This is a genomic window from Aquisalimonas sp. (assembly GCF_007120195.1).
Classification (GTDB): Bacteria; Pseudomonadota; Gammaproteobacteria; order Nitrococcales; family Aquisalimonadaceae; genus Aquisalimonas.
In genome coordinates this window covers 1-16965 of the sequence record NZ_SKOG01000090.1, presented here as the reverse complement: position 1 = coordinate 16965, position 16965 = coordinate 1, and the positions used below count along the sequence as shown (strand labels likewise).

The window sequence follows — 16965 nt, the reverse complement described above, 5'->3', positions numbered from 1 at the left end:
GATCAGACCCGGTGCCATGGCAGGACTGCACGCCATACCCGTAGGGCGGGTTAGCGCAGCGTAACCCGCCGTCGATAACATCGCGCCGCGGGCGCGCAACTCAACCTGCGCCTGTGCGCCTGCGGCGCGGTTTGTTTGACGGTGCATTACGCTCGCGCTAATGCACCCTACTCCCTTCGATCAGACCCGGGGCCAAGTCAGGACTCCATCACGTACCCACCGCGGGAGTGATGGCCCGGAGCCAGCGCCAACGGCAGATCGGCAAAATTAGAACTGCTGGCGCTGCGGTGCCTGTGCTGGTTGCAATTTCACCGCTGGTCGGTGACCTTAATGGAGCGGGAGCGCTTAGTTCCACGGCGGCGACAACCGCCCGGCGGCAGGAGACAGCAGGTATGTGGAAGCGTGACGGCGCCTGGCGCAAGCAGTGGAAGATCGCTGTGCTGCCCGGTGACGGAATTGGTCCGGAGGTCATGTCCGTGACGCTGCGCGCGTTGCGTGCGCTTTGCGAGCAGGGCGGCCCGACCATGACCCTCGACGAGTTCCCCTGGCCATCGCACCGGTGGCATCGCGAGCACGGCACCATGATGCCGGAAGACTGGAAGGCGGTGCTCGCCGGGTACGATGCGATTCTCCTGGGTGCCCTGGGTGACCCTGGCCCCACGAGCGATCCTGATCGCCACCTGCTCCCCGATGCCGTGTCGCTGGCGCCCCTGCTCGATATTCGCAAGGGCTTCGATCAGTGGGCCTGCGAGCGCCCGGCCATGCTCCTGGAGGGGGCGCCGCAGTATCTGGCGGATGAGCGGGCCAAGGAACTCGATATGCTGGTCATCCGCGAGAACAGCGAAGGCGAGTACGTGGGCCAGGGCGGTCGGTTGGCGCCGGGGAGCGCCCGCGAGGTGGCCACCCAGATGGAGGTGTTCACCCGCGCCGGCGCCGAGCGCATATTCCGCCATGCCTTCGAGCGCGCCGTGGCCCGCTCGGCGGAGCGCGAGGCGGGGACGCGGCGCAGTCGCGAGTTCGCATTGCCGCTCGGCGGTACCGCCCGCGCCCAGGTGTGCCTGGTCACCAAGCGCAATGCGCTGCGCTACTGGGGCGAGATGTACACGGAGGTGTTTGGCGCGGTGGCCGCGGATTACCCGGCGATTGCCACCCACCACGAACTGGTTGATGCGGCATGCATGAAATTTGTCATGAGCCCTTGGCAGTTCGACGTGGTCGTGGCCAGTAATCTGCAAGGCGACATCCTGACGGATCTTGCCGCCGTGCTCAGCGGCGGCATGGGTGTTGCCCCGTCTTGTAACCTCAACCCGGCGGACCGGCGGCAACCACCCATGTTCGAGCCAACGCACGGCAGCGCTCCGGATATTGCCGGGCGCAATCTGGCCGGCCCCCAGGCCATGCTGCTCACCGCGGCGATGATGCTGGGCTGGATGGGCGAGGAGGACTCGCGCGCCGCCTCGGCGGCCGAGCGGTTGCGCAATGCCGTTGAGGCGGATCTGCGGGTTCACGGCACCATGCAGCGCGAGACAACGGCCATCGGCGATGCGGTGCTCGCGGCCCTGTCCTGACTTAATCCTTACAGCGAGCGCTGAGACGACGCGGTTCAAACCGGCATCTCCCGGTTTGAAGCCACGGGAGCGCCCGGGTAAACTCGTGGCTTCATTTCACCTGGCTCCCGCCTCAAAGGAGGTTTCCATGGCCCACGCGTCCGGTCATCTGTCGCCGCTCATGACGCAGTCTTCCAGCATCACCGCGACGCGCGGAGAGGGGATGTACCTCTACGACGAAGCCGGCAATCGCTACCTGGATTTTTCCTCCGGCATCGGCGTCACGTCGACGGGGCACTGCCACCCCAAGGTGGTTGCCGCCGCGCAGAAGCAGGTCGCCACGCTCATTCACGGCCAGTACGCGATCGTGCAGCATGCGCCGTTGCGTGAGATGGCGGCGAAACTCGGCGAGCGCATGCCCGAAGGGCTCACATCCATCTTTTTCTCCAATGCGGGCACGGAAGCCGTTGAGGCCTCGATCCGACTGGTGCGCCAGGCAACCGGACGGCCTAACATTATTACCTTTCAGGGGTGTTTCCATGGGCGTACCATGGGCTCGCTTGCAACGACCAGTTCCAGCGTCGGCCTGCGCGCGGGCGTGCAACCCCTGATGGGTGGTGTGATCGTGGCGCCCTTTCCGAACACCTACCGCCTGCGCATGGACGAAAAGACTGCCGCCGAATTCTGCCTGCGGGAGCTGGACAACATCCTGCATACCCAGTCGGCGCCCCGGGAGACGGCGGCCATGCTGATTGAGCCCATCCAGGGGGAGTCAGGTTACGTCCCCGCCAGTACCGCGTTCATGCAGGGCGTGCGCGAGCTCTGCGATCGCCACGGGATCCTGCTGGTCATGGACGAAGTTCAGGCCGGCTACGGGCGCAGCGGGCTGTTCTGGGGCCACGAGCACTTCCACGTGACGCCCGATGTGGTCATCAGCGCCAAGGGGCTTGCCAGCGGCTTCCCCTTGTCGGCAATGGCCACGCGCCGGGAGATCATGGAAAAGGGCTGGCCTGGGTCCCAGGGCGGCACCTATGGCGGTAATGCTGTCGCGTGCGCCGCGGCGCTGGCGACACTGGAAGTCTATGACGACGAAAAACTCGTGGATAATGCCGCTGTGCAGGGTCAGCGCCTCCGCAAACTCCTGGACGAAGTCAAGGCAGCCAACCCGGCCATCGGCGATGTGCGCGGCAAGGGCCTGATGATCGGCACGGAAATGGTCGATGCCGATGGTAACCCGGACGGCGAGCGGGCCAAGCGCATCCTACAGGAGGCCGAAAAGCGTGGCTTGCTCATGATTCGCTGTGGTGCCTACGGTGGGCAGATTGTACGCTGGCTGCCGCCGCTGATCGTCAACGGCGAGCAGATTGACGAGGCCGTGAATATCTTCGCCGATGCCTTGAAGGCGTCGGCCTAGGCACAGCGGCGACGCCTTGAGGACGCGGAAACGAACCCTGCGGACCGGTCGCGGATGGGCAGTTTCGCTGACTGGTGATGGGGGCCGGGCGGCGTCTCCGACGGCCCCCTTGCGCTGAGGGCAACAGGCACGCGCCGGGCAATACTGAGAGCAATGGAACTGGTTTGCGGTGCAAACCGAGGAGTACCCGAGACCCATGGATCTTGCTTCGATTCGCAACGTCTATCGCCGTTACGCCAATCATTACGACCGCGTCTTCGGACCCGTTTTCGCGCAGGGGCGGCAGTTCGCGGTTGATGTTCTCAATCAGCGACCCGGCCAGCGGATCCTCGAAGTCGGCGTTGGCACAGGGCTGTCGCTCCCATTCTACGATCGCCGCAGCCGGGTGGTCGGGATCGATATCTCGCCGGAGATGCTCGCCAAGGCGCACACCCGGGTCGCGGAGGAGTGTGAAGGTCAGGTGGAAGACCTGCTGGTTATGGACGCCGAGGCGTTGGAGTTTGCCGACGATAGCTTCGACAGCGTGGTGGCCATGTACGTGGCATCGGTGGTGCCAAACCCCGACCGGTTCGTGAGCGAGATGCGGCGGGTGTGCCGTCCCGGCGGCGATATCCTCATCATCAACCACTTCGCATCCCGGAATCCTGTCCTGCGCCGCCTGGAGAGGGGCCTGCGGCCGCTGTCGAAACTTGTGGGTTTTCGCACCGATATGGATCTGGACACCCTTCCCGATCACGAGGGCTTTGAACGGTTGTCGGTGCGCAAGGCGAACCTGTTCGGTTACTGGAAGCTTGTTCATTACCGCAATGGTGATGCGGTGGCAGAACAAGACCCAGCGCCACGGGCGGCTGTCGGCGGTTAACCAACGCTGCGTGCCCGGCTTCGGCGGCCGCCGGTGACCGGGGTGTGCGCTGCATGATCGGGGTGCATCGCCGCCGTGGAAGTAATCCTTACCATCGCGCTGCCGTTCTTCGCCTTGATCTTTACCGGCATGATCGCCGGGCGCACGCGCCTCATGCCCGGCGAGACGATCGTCGGACTCAACAAGTTCGTTTTCTTCTTCGCCCTGCCAGCGCTGCTTGTGAGCAGCATTGCCCAGGCACCGGTCGAGGACCTTGGCGATCCGAGGCTGTTTCTGGCTTGGCTTATCCCGGGTGCTGTGCTGTTCGCGGCGACTTACTGGCTCGCCGGTGTCGTGTTCGGCGGTGGGGCGGGGACCCGCGCGGTACAGGCGCTGGCGGCGACCTTCGCCAACGTCGGCTTCGTCGGCCTTCCTTTAGTTATTGCAGCATTGGGTCCGCAAGCGACGCCGGCGGCGGCGGTGGTGATCGTGGTGGACACCGCCATCATGATCGGCATCGCCACGGCCATCATCGAGGTGGACCAAGGGGGTTCCGGCAGCCTCCTGCGAGCGGTGCGCACGGCGGCGCAGGGGGTGGTGCGCAACCCCCTGATCGTTGCTTCCGTGGTTGGGACACTGATGAGTGCGTTTGCGTTGTCGTTGCCGGAGCCCGTGTTCGCCTACCTGGAGCTGCTCGGGGCCGCTGCCGGCCCGGCGGCATTGTTCGCCCTGGGCGCCACCCTGGCGCGACAGCCCCTGGGTGAGCAGGTGGGGGAGACCGGGCTTATTGTGGTTGTGAAACTGATCGTTCACCCGGCGCTGGTTTGGGGCACGACCACCCTGCTGGGGCTGCCGCCTATCTGGCAGGCAGCACTGGTTATCATGGCTTCACTTCCCGTGGCAGCCAACGTGTATGTACTGGCGCAACGGTATCATGTGAACGTCGCGGGAGCGTCGACGGCGATCCTGGCCACCACGGTCATCGCGGTGGCGACTGTCTCCGCGGTTCTGCACCTGATCCTGGAATAGTTGGACGGCGCACGTGAAGCGCCCGGCGCCGGCAAGCTGCCTCGCGCACTATCGAAGCGGCTCGCCTCTTCAGATGCACCGTCAACGCACGGTACCCGGGGCCTTCAGCCCCCGCGTGGAACCGTCTGCGGCTCGATGAACTCGAACAGACCTTCCAGACCGCCTTCGCGGCCATAGCCGGACTGTTTCATGCCGCCGAATGGCGCTTCCGGCGCCGGGCCCGTGCCAGTGTTGTGGCCTACGTGCGCGAACTCCAGGCTCGCAATCGCGCGTTGGGCCCGGGCGTCATCAGCGGTAAATAGGTAAGAGGCCAGCCCAAATTCGGTCTGATTGCCCATCTCGATGGCCTGGGTTTCGTCACTGAAGGTGGCGATTGGCACCAGCGGGCCGAAGGTCTCTTCCTTCCAGCAAGCCATCTGCGCCGTGACCCCCAGCACGATGGTCGGCGGGAAAAAACCACCCCAGTCGTTTTCCAGCGAGGGGGGCACGTCGCCCATCACCAGCTCGGCGCCTTTGTCCAGGGCATCCGTGAGGTGACGCCGGACTTTCTCATAGCCGTTTCTGTCAATGAGCGGGCCGATGTCTGTGTCCGGCTCCATGCCGTTGCCGACCTTGAGCTTGCTGGCGCGGGCCTTGACGCGTTGGGCGAAATCCTCGGCCACGCTCTCGTGCACGATGATGCGGTTGGCGCAAACGCAGGTTTGGCCGCCGCCGCGGAACTTGTTGCCGATCAGATTATCTGCCGCGGCATCGAGGTCAGCGTCTTCGAAGACGATGTACGGCGCGTTGCCGCCCAGCTCCAGGGTGAGCTTCTTGACCAGGAGGGCGGTGCGCTCGATGAGTTCACGACCGACTTCCGTGGAACCGGTGAAGCTCAGCACGCGCACGTCGGGATGGTCGCAGAGCGTATCGCCGATGGGGCCGGCGGACCCGGTGACCAGGTTAACCTTGCCCGGCGGCAGGTCCAGGGCCTCGTCCAGGAGTGCGAACAGGGCCACCATGGTCAGCGGCGTTTTCGACGAGGGCTTGATCACGCATGGGCAATCCGCGGCTATCGCCGCGGAGAGCTTCTTGGCGATCATGCCGATCGGGAAGTTCCAGGGCGTGACCAGCGCAACTACGCCCGCCGGGCGGTAATAAACTGTCCAGCTGCAGTTGCGCGGTTTTTCCTTCAGCGCGCGCGGCTCCAGTGCTTCTAGGTTGTCGGCGCAGTAGCGGAAGAATCCGGCGGCATAGTCCACCTCGCCCTGGGCTTCCTTCCAGGGCTTGCCGTGTTCCATGCACAGAATGCGCCCCAGCTCTTCCCGATTCGCCTCCAGGGCCTTGACGATGCCCCGCAGCCATTCCCGGCGTTTGCCGAGCGGCGCGGGCGTTTTCAGGGCGCTTCGGGCGGCCTCGATGGCGCGGGTGGTCTCCGCGGGTCCCATGGCCGGGACCTGCGCCAGCGCCGCGCCGTCGACCGGGTTGTAGACCGTCAAGGTCTTGTCGCTATCGGCGTCCAGCCACTGGCCGTTGATGTACCCCCGGCAATTCTTGAGCAATGGCGAATCGAGCATGGAGCCCCCTCGGTTTCAAGCGATAGTCAAGCTATGTTGAATGGATAACGCGACCACGTCCAGCGGCGTTACCGCGAAGGGGGAACGTAGCCGCGGCGCTTGTCGACGACATTCTGCAATGACTCGCCGGCCCGCCACCGCCGGAAGTTGTTCACAAACTGCTCCGTGAGCGCCTCGCGCCAGCCGATCACATCGCCGGCCATATGCGCCGAGAGTATCGCCTGGGGAAATCCCCAGAGCGGGTGGTCGGCGGGCAGGGGCTCCTCCTCGAAGACATCCAGCCCGGCACCGGCGATGGTCTGATTGCGCAGGGCCTCGACCAGCGCGTCCGTCTGCACGATCGGGCCACGGCCGATATTGATGAAGCGGGCGCGCGGATGCATGGCGGCAAACGCCTCGGCACCGAACAGCCCACGGGTGTCACCGGTCAACGGCGCGGCCACCACCACGTAATCGGCATTCGGGAGTTGCTCGAGCAGGGCATGGCTGGCGTGCACGCGCCCGAAGTCGGGATCATCCTCCCGGGCCGAACGCGCCACGGCGTGAACGTCCATGCCCACGGCGCCGAGTACCCGGCCGATCTGGCGGCCGATGGAGCCGGCACCGATGATCAAGGCGCGCTTGCCACGAATTTCCTCGGTGTCGCGGTGCCGCCATTGGTGGCGGTCCTGGTAGCGCACGGACGCCGGGAGATCCTTGGCGAAGGCCAGCACAAGCCCGAGGACGAACTCCGCGATGGGCCGGTCAAAGATGCCACGGGCGTTGGTTACGGGGATATCGCTGTGCTGCAGGCCCGGAAACATGAGCGCATCAACGCCGGCGCTGGTGGCGTGAACCCATTGCAGCCGGTCCGCCAGGCGCCAGCAGTCGGCAAGAATGTCCGTGCGGAAGTCCGTGACCAGGAGCACGTCGGTGCCGGGCAGTGCCTGCTCAAGGCTTGTCCGGCTATTGGCCAGGCGCAATTCCGCGGCGTCCGCCACGGCATCCAGACCGGGTGGGAGCGGTTCGTCTTCTGCAGTGAGAACGGTGACGACCGGTTGCTGCATGATGGACTCCCAAGGGTAACATGATAACAAGGGAATGGCCTCGTCCAGAAGGGGGCTGGACGGCCCGTACCCAGTGACGTTATAGAGAGGCTGCGAGAGCGTCAACCGACACCCCGCGAGCCCCCGCCATGCGTCGATTTGCGCGTGCTTGACCCGCTCGCACTCAGGGGCATACGCTCGGCTGGAAGGAAACGCCACGTCCGGTGCCGCCAGTGAATTGGGGCGACTGGCATTTCCGCGCAGGAGCGTACGTCGCGCAGGAGAGAACGTGAATCGATCAGCGCTTTCTAGAAGGGGCCCGATGCCCCTCCCGGTCGCGTCAAGCGGAGGAATAATGGCAGTCAACCCCACTGAAACCGAGGCGCAAGACCTCGACGAAGTTCGCGATGCCAGCTGGGCTCCAGCGCTGCGTGCGATTCCGGTCGCGGGAATACGCAGGATGGTCAACCTTGCGGCAAGCATGGACGATGTCATCCACCTGTCCATCGGCCAGCCCAACTTTCCCACCCCCAGGCATATCATTGATGCGTATATCGAGGCGCTGGAAGAGGGGCACACAGGCTACACCATGGATGCGGGGCTGCCGGAGTTGCTGACCGCGCTCGCCGAGTATTATGGCCAGCGCTACAATCGGCCCATCACCGAGGAGAACATCCTCATCACCGCAGGCGCCACGGAGGCCATGTACCTGGCGCTCACCGCAACGTCGGCGCCCGGGCGTCAATTCATTGTGACGGACCCGACCTTCCTGCTCTATGCGCCCCTAATCCGCATGAACGGTGGCGAGGTCAAGTACATCCCGACGCGGGCGGAGCACGGTCATCAGCTTGACCCCCAGGAGGTCATCGACAGTATCGGCATGCGCACCTATGGCATCGTGCTGAATTCGCCGAGCAACCCCACCGGGACCGTCTACCCGGCGGAGACTATCGAAGCCATCTGCCAGGAAGCGGCCTACCGTGGGATCTACATCTTCAGCGACGAGGTGTACGACCATCTGATACTCGACGATATGGTCTACCCGAGCGTGCTCCGCCATGCGGTGGATCTCGACAACGTCATGACCGTAAGCAGCTTCTCCAAGACCTACAGTATGGCGGGGTTGCGCATTGGCTGGATCATCTCCAGCCAGGGGGCGATCAAGAAGCTGCGTCGCTATCACATGTTTACCACCACGGTCGCCAACACGCCCGCGCAGTGGGCCGGCATCGCCGCGCTGAAGGGGGATCGCTCCTGCGTGGACGAAATGGTCGAGGAATACGCCCTGCGTCGCGATCGCGTGGTGCAGTTGGTCAGCGACACTCCGCATCTGACGGGGTACTGGCCCCAGGGGGCGTTCTATATCTTCCCGTCGCTGCCCCACGGCGCCAACGCCAACCAGGTCTGCCTGCGCATGCTGCAGGAGACCGGTGTTTGCACCGTGCCGGGGGATGCCTTCGGGGAGCACTGCAGCAATTCCCTGCGGATTAGCTACTCCACCTCCATCGACAAGATCGAGGCCGCCTTCGAGCGAATGGTGCCCTGGCTCGCCAAGCAGGATTTCTGACCACGCGAGCCTGAGCGGGGCACCGCGCGCGGGGTCATGAGTATCGACGGAGTCGGTGGTTCACTGACTTCGGGGCGGCGGAGACAGGTCGGTTTCCATAGCCTTGGGAGCATCAATTCCGGGAGACCCCAATGACCAGTGCTATCGTGACCGAGCGCGGCGAGGGCATTCTGACGGTGACCCTCAACCGCCCGGAGAAGCGCAACGCCCTTACCGGCGACATGTACGATGCCATCCGCGAGGCCATGGCCGCGGCGCGGGAGGATGGCAGCGTTCGCGTCGTGCTGCTGCGCGGGGCTGGTGATCACTTCACCGCCGGCAACGATCTGCAGGATTTCGGGCCCAAGGCGGCAGAGCGCGTGGCCAGCGGCGAGAAAGCCCCGGCCATGAAGCTCATCGACGACATGGTGGATTTCGACAAGCCGGTGGTGGCCGCGGTGCGCGGTCACGCCGTGGGTATCGGGACCACCGTGCTGCTGCACTGCGACGTGGTTGCCGCCAGCGATACGGCTAGGTTCGCGCTGCCGTTTGCACGCCTGGGGCTGGTGCCCGAATTCGCATCATCCTACGTCCTGCCAATGTTGGCTGGCCGGGTGCGCGCCAGTCATACCCTGTTGTTGGGCGAACCCTTCGATCGAGAACGCGCCCGAGAGCTTGGCATTGTCTCCCTGAGCTGTAGCGATGCCGAGCTGGATCAGGCTGCGTTGGGTAAGGCGCAGGCCCTCGCCGCACTGCCGCCCAAGGCGTTGCGCGCGACCAAGCGGTTGATTAACAGCGTCGTGTATCGTGAGCGGCTGCGGGAGGTCATCGCCGAGGAGGGCGCTGCCTTCGCCGCCGGGCTCGTCTCCGAGGAGCATCAGGAAGCGGTCGCCGCGTTCTTCGAAAAACGCGAGCCGGATTTCAGCCGGTTTAGCTGACCCAAACCGGCCCAGGAACCGATCACACTCTAGTCTCCTGTAAACGAATTGCGGTTACAGGAGACTAGTCCTTACCACCGCGGTTTGCGCTTCTGCAGGAAAGCGTCAACGCCTTCCCGGGCGGCGTCGGTGTCCATGTTGCACGCCATGGTGGCCGAGGCGTCGTCGTAAGCCGCCTTGAGGTCCGCGCCGCTCTGGCGGTAGAAAAGTGCCTTGCCTGCCTGGATGGCTTCCGGGGGTTTCGCTGCGAGGTTCTCCGCCAGGGCGGTGGTCGTCTCCGCGAGTGCCGCGTCATCCACAACGCTGTTAACCAGCCCAATCCGCGCGGCTTCCTCCGCATCCACGAAATTGCCGGTGAAAAGCATTTCCAGGGCCTTTTTGCGGGGCACCACGCGGCTGACGGCAACCGCCGGGGTGCTGCAGAACAGCCCGAAGTTGATGCCGGAGGTGGCAAACCGGGCGGAGCGGCCGGCGACGGCCAGGTCCGCGGTGGCGACCAGCTGGCAGCCGGCGGCGGTGGCAATCCCCTGCACCTGGGCGATCACCGGTTGCGGCAGGCTGACCACGCGCTGCATCATTGCGCTGCAGCGGTCGAAGAGATCCTGGTGCGCAGCGCGCGCTTCTATGCCGCGGACCTCCCGCAAATCATGGCCGGCGCAAAAGCCCTTGCCTTCGGCATCGAGGATCACCACGCGAATCGTGTCATCCTCGGCGATGCGGTCCAGTGCCCGGTGCAGGGCATCGATGACCTCGGCGCTCAACGGGTTGTAGCGCTGCGGTTGGTTGAACCCGACCCGGGCCACGGCGCCGGTCTGGCGCACGCGGATTGGCGTCTCGGCAGAAGGAGCGGGTTGGCTCATGATATCCTCCGTTGCGCAACCCCAGACCACGCGAGCGGCGCCCGCGCGGCTTGCGCGGCGTGTGAGCACTAAGCCTATCACTGTCTGCACCCCGGGTGGAATGGCTGCGCCGACGCGCCGTGGCGAGATGACAGACCACCACGCCGTGGGTGAGAATCCGTTGAGCACCGTGCCCCGGCGGTACGGCGGGTTGGTGCCCACTCGACGACAACAACAGGAGAGGGCCGACATGGCGGACGAGATCAGCCGGTTGCGGCGAATTCTTACACAGTACCGCAATGTGGCGGTGGTGGGATTGTCCGCCAATTGGTATCGCCCGAGCTATTTCGCAGCCAAGTACCTGCTGGATCACCGGTATAACGTAATTCCCGTGAATCCCGCTTACCCCGAGGTCCTGGGCCGCAGGAGCTACCCGAATCTGCCCAGTGTTCCCGAGCCGGTGGACGTGGTTGACATCTTCCGCAGGCCGGAGGAAGTTCCCGCTCTGGTCGACGACGCCATTGCCATCGGTGCCAAAGTGGTCTGGATGCAGATCGGGGTGGTCCACGAGGAGGCCGCTGCACGGGCGCGCGAGGCCGGGCTTGAGGTGGTCATGGACCGCTGTATGAAGATCGAGTACGGCCGGTTTTTCGGCGGCCTCAACTGGATGGGCGTGAATACGCGCGTGATCTCATCCAAGCGTCCATCCCACGTGCCGTTCTAGGTGCAAGCCCATGAGTGACAGAGAATTCGGATTCGAGACCCTGTGCCTGCATGCCGGGCACATTCCTGATGCGGCGACCGGCGCCCGCGCCGTGCCCATATACCAGACCACGTCCTACGTGTTCGACAGCACGGATCACGCTGCAAGCCTGTTCAACTTGCAGACCTTTGGCAACATCTACGGGCGCATGAACAACCCCACCACCGCCGTGCTGGAGGAGCGCATCGCCGCCCTGGAGGGCGGGCGCGCCGGTCTGGCCGTCGCCTCGGGTATGAGCGCGCAGATGACTGCGCTGCTTACGCTGTGCGAACAAGGCGATGAAATCGTCGCAGCGCGCACGCTCTACGGCGGTACGTTCAGTCAATTCAACGTGACGTTCCGTAAAATCGGCATTACCGTCCACTTTGTGGATCCGGACGACCCTGAGAATTTCCGCCGGGCCATCACGGCGCGCACGCGCTGTCTGTTCGCCGAGACCATCGGCAACCCCCTGGGCAACGTGCTCGATATCGAGGCGGTGGCGACGATCGCCCATGAAGCTGGTGTTCCGCTCGTGGTGGACAACACTCTGCCGAGCCCGCACCTGTGCCGGCCCATGGAACACGGGGCGGACATCGTGGTCCACTCTGCCACCAAGTTCATCGGCGGCCACGGCACCACCCTGGGGGGCGTGATCGTGGAGTCCGGCACGTTCCCGTGGGATAACGGCAATTTTCCGCAGATGACGGAAGCGTCCGAGGGCTACCACGGCGTGCGCTTCTACGAAACCTTTGGCGATTTTGCCTTCATCACCAAGTGCCGCGTGGAGACATTGCGCACATTGGGAGCGACGCTCTCACCCATGAACGCATTCCTGCTCATTCAGGGGGTGGAGACTTTACCCCTGCGTATGGAACGCCACTGCGAGAACACCATGCGCGTTGCCCGCTTCCTCCACGAGCACCCCCAAGTGAGCTGGGTCAAGTACGCCGGCCTGGAGGATAATCCCTATCATTCCCTGGCCCGCAAGTACCTGCCCCGGGGGGCGGGGGCAATCCTCACCTTTGGCGTCAAGGGCGGTCATGAGGCCGGGGTGCGCTTTATCGAGAGCTGCCAGTTCCTCAGCCATCTGGCCAACGTCGGCGACGCCAAGACCCTGGTGATCCACCCCGCATCGACGACCCACCGCCAGATGGACGCGGAACAGCAACTGACCGCCGGTGTCAGTCCGGACATGATCCGCCTGTCCGTGGGCATCGAGACGGCAGACGATATTCTCTGGGATATCGATCAGGCCCTGCGCGCTTGAGCAAGTGCATGGTGAGCCACGCACCGGGGCTGGAGCTGCCCCGGGGAGTCCGCGCCGGTTATGCTGCCGCGCACTGGTGGCGCGCATCGGGACCGTAGTCTGGAAGGAACCATGAAGCGTTTTATTTTGATCGTCGTCGTGTTGGCCGGGCTCGCCCTTGGCGGTATGGGTCTTGGTGCCTATTGGGCCGGAGGTATCGCCGAGCGGGAGTATGAGAGCGCTCGTGGGCTTCTGGCCCAGGACCCATCGATCGAGGTGCGCGCGCTGGCGTACGACCGGGGCTTTCGGCAGTCCAGGGCGCGCAGCGAGGTGGTCGTCGATGGTCAGGTGGCGAGAACCGTCCGTGAATGGTTGTCGCATGCGTTCGCCGACAGTGAAGCGCTGACATTCCGGCTCGAGGACACCATCGACCATGGGCCAGTGTTTTTTGCTGGCACCGGCACCCTTGGCGCGGCCCGAATCGAGAGTCGGTTGTTTCCAGGTGACACACTGACTGACGCCTTCCCCGCGCTGGCGCCGGATCAGCCACTGCTGACCTCCGAGACGCTGGTGGATTTTGATGGCAACAGCGTCGTCGCTTACCGCGTGCCGGATATGGACTGGCGCGAGGGTGGCATGATGGTGCGCTTGGCGGGTGTGCACGGAACGGCGCACCTGAAAGCGGCGCTCGACCAGGTGACGCTCGAGGCCTACATGGATGACGTCCTGATTGGCCACCCCGCGGGCCGGTTCGATATCGCCGATGCGCGGCTGGACGGTGAGGCCCGGGCGCTATCACCTCAGTTGTGGGTCGGTGCCACGCGGATGCATGTCGGCCGGCTGCGCCTCGACGACGGCGCTCAGCCCCTGGAAGTGGACGGGCTGGAGATCATGTGGACCAGCGATGCCGAGGACGGTGTCGTGCACGCGGATCTGTTGCTTGCCAGCGATGCCTCCCGTACGCCTGAGCTCAGCCTGGAGGGCAGCAGGGTCCGGTTGCGCGCCAGCAATATCGACCAGGGCGCCCTGCAGCAGGTCCTGGAATGGCGCGACGCGGTGGAGCGCGGGCACATGAGCGACGAACAGCTGACCATGCGCGTCGTGAGCCTGTTGCCGGAATTCCTCCGCCGTAATCCGGAACTGGCCGTCGAAGAGCTGCACGTGGGCCGCCTGGACGATGACGCATTGCGCGGGCGCATGCGTGCGGGGTGGTCGGGGCGTGAGCCCAGCATGAACAACCCGTTTGCGATCGTCTCTGGGCTGGGGCTGGAGCTCGAGGTGGCCGGCCCGGAAGCCTGGTTCGAGTCCCTGCTGGCCATGACCAACGAACGCGCGCCGGCGGGTGATCATCAGACCCTGGACCAGCTCCTGGAGCAGGGGCTGATTGTCCCTGAGAACGGTGGCTACCGCTCCGAGCTGGCCCTGCGCGATGGCAGCGTGTACGCCAACGACCAGCGCCTGGGGTCCGTCTGGCGGCTCATCGGCGGTTTTCTGATGCCCTAGACGGGGCTGGCGCCCTGGCGTCAAGCTGATGCTCGCCGTGCTCGTCTCCACCCCGTTCAGCCTGGCCACGCCGCGCGAGGCGGTCGTTGCCGGCCGTCCTGCAGAGGGAACGCTGTGTCCCTTCTGTACGCCTACACACCCAACGATTCCCGCCTCTACACTTTGCCGAGGGTCCGCCGGGAGGTGGGTCCGCGCCGCGACCCGACATACGAGGCGTGGCAAGGAAGGACGCCCCCACCGCCCATACGCCGTTTGGCAACACTGATGCGGACGTCCTGAATCGGACTCGACCTGACGCGATTGGCTGGTTGGAAGTGAAATCACACTGAAGGAGGTTTCCATGGCGAACGGGTACACCTATAAGCGGCTCGACCGCGACGACGCAACCCTGTTGCTCGTCGATCATCAGTCGGGGTTGATCTCGCTGGTGCAGGACTTCTCCCCCGGCGAGTTCAAAAACAACGTCCTTGCCACCGCTGCATGCGGTGACTATTTCGGGTTACCGACGATTCTCACGACCAGCTTCGAGGAAGGGCCCAACGGCCCTCTGGTCCCGGAACTGAAGGAGACATTCCCGAACGCGCCATACATTGCCCGCCCCGGCAACATCAACGCCTGGGATAACGAGGACTTCGTGAACGCCGTCAAGGCGACGGGCAAGAGGCAGCTCATCATTGCCGGTGTCGTCACGGAGGTCTGCGTGGCGTTTCCCGCGCTCAGTGCCCTGGAGGAAGGCTATGATGTGTACGTGGTCACGGACGCGTCCGGCACTTTCAATGAGGTCACGCGGGATGCGGCCTGGTATCGCATGCAACAGGCCGGTGTGCAGTTGATGAGCTGGTTCGCGATGGCGTGCGAGCTTCACCGTGACTGGAGAAACGACGTCGAGGGGCTCGGCCAGTTGTTTTCCAATCACATTCCGAACTATCGGAACCTGATGACCAGCTACTTCGCCAAGGCGTGAGGCTGACTCTGCATGGCCGCCGTGGGGCTGGATGACCCCGCGGCGTGCATTCGCGCCAGCGTCAGGCTCAATTCTCATTGACGGCGTTGAATGCGTCGGCGAGATGATCAATGAGCGCCCGGACTGCAGGGAGCAAACCGCGTCGCGACGGGAACACCACATGCACGATCTCGCGGCGCGGCGTCCAGCTTGGCAGAATCGGCACGAGGTGGCCGGCCTCAAGTTCCGGGTGAACCATCATGCGTGGGAGCTGGACCACGCCGATGCCTGCGACAGCGGCCTTCCTCAGGGCACTCATGTCGGTGGTAACCAGCCGCGGGGCATGGGGTACCGCAACGGGCTTGTCTTCCGGTCCGAACAGGTTCCACGCGAACTCCTCCTGAGGGCTGCCGAGGCCGAGGCTGGGCCAGGAGCGCAGCTCCTCGGGCGCGGCCGGCTCGCCGCCCTGCCGTGCCACAAGGGCGGGGCATGCCAGGAGACACTGGCTGCGGTCCGTGAGTACGCGCAGGACGAGGTCGCTATCCTCCAGCGGCGGTGGGCGTACACGGATTGCCACATCGACGCCTTCGCCCACCACGTCGACCCGCCGGTTGGTGGCATCCAGCATCACGTTGACGAGCGGGTACCGCTGCATGAAATCGGCGATCATGTCACCCACGTAGGACTGCAGCAGGGCTACAGGGCAGCTCACCCGCACGGTGCCGCGGGGCTCCGCGCGGGTGGTCTCCACGGCCTCTTCGGCCGCCTCGGCCTCCACAAGCATGGCCTTGCAATGGCGGTAGTAGGTCTCGCCGACGGGGGTGACCGCGAACTGGCGCGTGGTGCGGTGAATCAGGCGAATACCCAGCCGCTCCTCCAGCAGCGCGATGCGGCGGCTAAGCCGGGATTTGGGCATGCCCAGGGCGCGCCCGGCGGGCGCGAACCCGCCGTGGTCGACAACCTGCACGAAAAAGTAGAGATCGTTCAGATCGTAATCCACGCCATCGTTCTCCCTGGTGAACGCTCTGGTGTAATTGTAGTGACTACTCACTCGCTGCGCCTGCCGGACGGCTGGCCGGCGGCGGTTGCCGTTCTGGAGGGCACCGTGCTCGTCAATGACGCATCCATCGCCCGCGATGCCGATCTGACGATCCTGGACCGCGATGGAGCGGCGGTCTCGCTGGAGGCGAGCAATGACCCCCGCCCGCGGCTGTTGAGCGGTGAGCCGATTGGTGAACCGATTGTTGGCCATGGCCCGTTTGTGATGAACCATCAGCACGAGATCGAGCGCGCGCTGGCCGACCCGTCACAAGCGGTTGCCCGGCGGCGCCAGGGCATGAATCAGCTCCGGCTGCCTCAATCCCCCATACGCCGGAGGGATGGTCTGGTGGCTGGGTGGTTACGGGACACTAAACTTTGTATTCAGACCAGGATTAGGTGCCGCGCTGCCCCGGGCAGAGCGGTTACGCGTTGCCACAGGAGACACTCACCATGAGCTGGAATCCCGCACTAACACCGGGTTGTCCGGATGAAATCGGCATCGACGCCATCGAGACCCTCATCGTCCCGCGGGCGCGGGATATCGGCGGTTTCGAGGTGCGCCGTGCACTGCCCGCGCCGAAGCGGCAGATGGTCGGCCCGTTCATCTTTTTCGATCAGATGGGACCCGCCGAATTTCTCACTGGCCAGGGCATCGACGTGCGACCGCACCCGCACATCGGCCTGGGCACGGTCACGTACCTGTACGACGGTGACCTGCACCATCGCGACAGCCTGGGCACGGACCAGGTGAT

Annotated in this window: 16 protein-coding genes; 12 read left to right on the top strand and 4 right to left on the bottom strand. The window is 64.8% G+C overall.

Going from position 1 to position 16965, the window contains the following annotated elements; all coding sequences use genetic code 11:
- Positions 1-392 precede the first annotated feature (392 nt).
- The 4 genes from QZT63_RS07280 (at position 393) to QZT63_RS07265 (ending at position 4831) form a co-directional block, all read left to right on the top strand.
- A complete protein-coding gene (locus QZT63_RS07280; protein ID WP_290649880.1) occupies positions 393-1568 on the top strand; it encodes an isocitrate/isopropylmalate family dehydrogenase in 1176 nt (391 codons plus the stop codon).
- A gap of 127 nt (positions 1569-1695) precedes the next feature.
- Positions 1696-2961: an aminotransferase class III-fold pyridoxal phosphate-dependent enzyme gene (locus tag QZT63_RS07275; RefSeq protein ID WP_290649878.1), complete on the top strand. Its 1266-nt coding sequence runs from the start codon at positions 1696-1698 to the stop codon at positions 2959-2961.
- 196 nt (positions 2962-3157) lie between these two features.
- Entirely contained in the window at positions 3158-3823 is a 666-nt protein-coding gene (locus tag QZT63_RS07270; protein WP_290649877.1) for a methyltransferase domain-containing protein, read from the top strand.
- A 75-nt stretch (positions 3824-3898) separates the two neighbouring features.
- Positions 3899-4831 (top strand): AEC family transporter, encoded by a 933-nt coding sequence (locus tag QZT63_RS07265; protein WP_290649875.1) that lies wholly within the window; start codon positions 3899-3901, stop codon positions 4829-4831.
- Positions 4832-4935: 104 nt separating this feature from the next.
- Here QZT63_RS07265 and QZT63_RS07260 read toward each other — a convergent pair whose 3' ends face one another.
- A complete protein-coding gene (locus QZT63_RS07260; protein WP_290649873.1) occupies positions 4936-6387 on the bottom strand; it encodes an NAD-dependent succinate-semialdehyde dehydrogenase in 1452 nt (483 codons plus the stop codon).
- A 68-nt stretch (positions 6388-6455) separates the two neighbouring features.
- A complete protein-coding gene (locus QZT63_RS07255) occupies positions 6456-7433 on the bottom strand; it encodes a D-2-hydroxyacid dehydrogenase (protein WP_290649871.1) in 978 nt (325 codons plus the stop codon).
- Between the two features lie 334 nt (positions 7434-7767).
- Between QZT63_RS07255 and QZT63_RS07250 the strand changes: the two genes are divergently transcribed.
- Both QZT63_RS07250 and QZT63_RS07245 read left to right on the top strand, forming a co-directional pair.
- On the top strand, positions 7768-8979 hold the full coding sequence (locus QZT63_RS07250; RefSeq protein ID WP_290649869.1) for a pyridoxal phosphate-dependent aminotransferase: 1212 nt from the start codon (positions 7768-7770) through the stop codon (positions 8977-8979).
- 131 nt (positions 8980-9110) lie between these two features.
- Positions 9111-9896, top strand: a complete 786-nt coding sequence (locus QZT63_RS07245) for an enoyl-CoA hydratase (RefSeq protein WP_290649867.1) — start codon at positions 9111-9113, stop codon at positions 9894-9896.
- A gap of 71 nt (positions 9897-9967) precedes the next feature.
- Here the strand turns inward: QZT63_RS07245 and QZT63_RS07240 are convergent, their stop codons facing one another.
- Entirely contained in the window at positions 9968-10756 is a 789-nt protein-coding gene (locus QZT63_RS07240; RefSeq protein WP_290649865.1) for an enoyl-CoA hydratase, read from the bottom strand.
- A gap of 229 nt (positions 10757-10985) precedes the next feature.
- On the opposite strand from QZT63_RS07240, the gene QZT63_RS07235 reads away from it, so the two are divergent.
- The 4 genes from QZT63_RS07235 (at position 10986) to ycaC (ending at position 15193) form a co-directional block, all read left to right on the top strand.
- Positions 10986-11459 (top strand): CoA-binding protein, encoded by a 474-nt coding sequence (locus tag QZT63_RS07235; RefSeq protein ID WP_366636290.1) that lies wholly within the window; start codon positions 10986-10988, stop codon positions 11457-11459.
- Between the two features lie 10 nt (positions 11460-11469).
- Entirely contained in the window at positions 11470-12747 is a 1278-nt protein-coding gene (locus tag QZT63_RS07230; protein ID WP_290649863.1) for an O-acetylhomoserine aminocarboxypropyltransferase/cysteine synthase family protein, read from the top strand.
- A 111-nt stretch (positions 12748-12858) separates the two neighbouring features.
- Positions 12859-14229 (top strand): DUF945 family protein, encoded by a 1371-nt coding sequence (locus QZT63_RS07225; protein ID WP_290649861.1) that lies wholly within the window; start codon positions 12859-12861, stop codon positions 14227-14229.
- Positions 14230-14569: 340 nt separating this feature from the next.
- Positions 14570-15193, top strand: coding sequence for an isochorismate family cysteine hydrolase YcaC (gene ycaC / locus QZT63_RS07220; RefSeq protein WP_290649859.1), 624 nt, complete (start codon positions 14570-14572; stop codon positions 15191-15193).
- Between the two features lie 67 nt (positions 15194-15260).
- Here ycaC and QZT63_RS07215 read toward each other — a convergent pair whose 3' ends face one another.
- Positions 15261-16172 (bottom strand): LysR family transcriptional regulator, encoded by a 912-nt coding sequence (locus QZT63_RS07215; RefSeq protein WP_366636284.1) that lies wholly within the window; start codon positions 16170-16172, stop codon positions 15261-15263.
- Here QZT63_RS07215 and QZT63_RS20015 point away from each other — a divergent pair.
- Both QZT63_RS20015 and QZT63_RS07210 read left to right on the top strand, forming a co-directional pair.
- Complete coding sequence (locus tag QZT63_RS20015; protein ID WP_366636281.1) at positions 16122-16667, top strand: pirin-like C-terminal cupin domain-containing protein; 546 nt, start codon at positions 16122-16124, stop codon at positions 16665-16667. The two genes, QZT63_RS07215 and QZT63_RS20015, sit on opposite strands and share 51 nt — an antisense overlap.
- The coding region (locus tag QZT63_RS07210) for a pirin family protein (RefSeq protein WP_290649855.1) at positions 16664-16965 on the top strand (302 nt) is incomplete at its 3' end. The genes QZT63_RS20015 and QZT63_RS07210, both read left to right, overlap by 4 nt.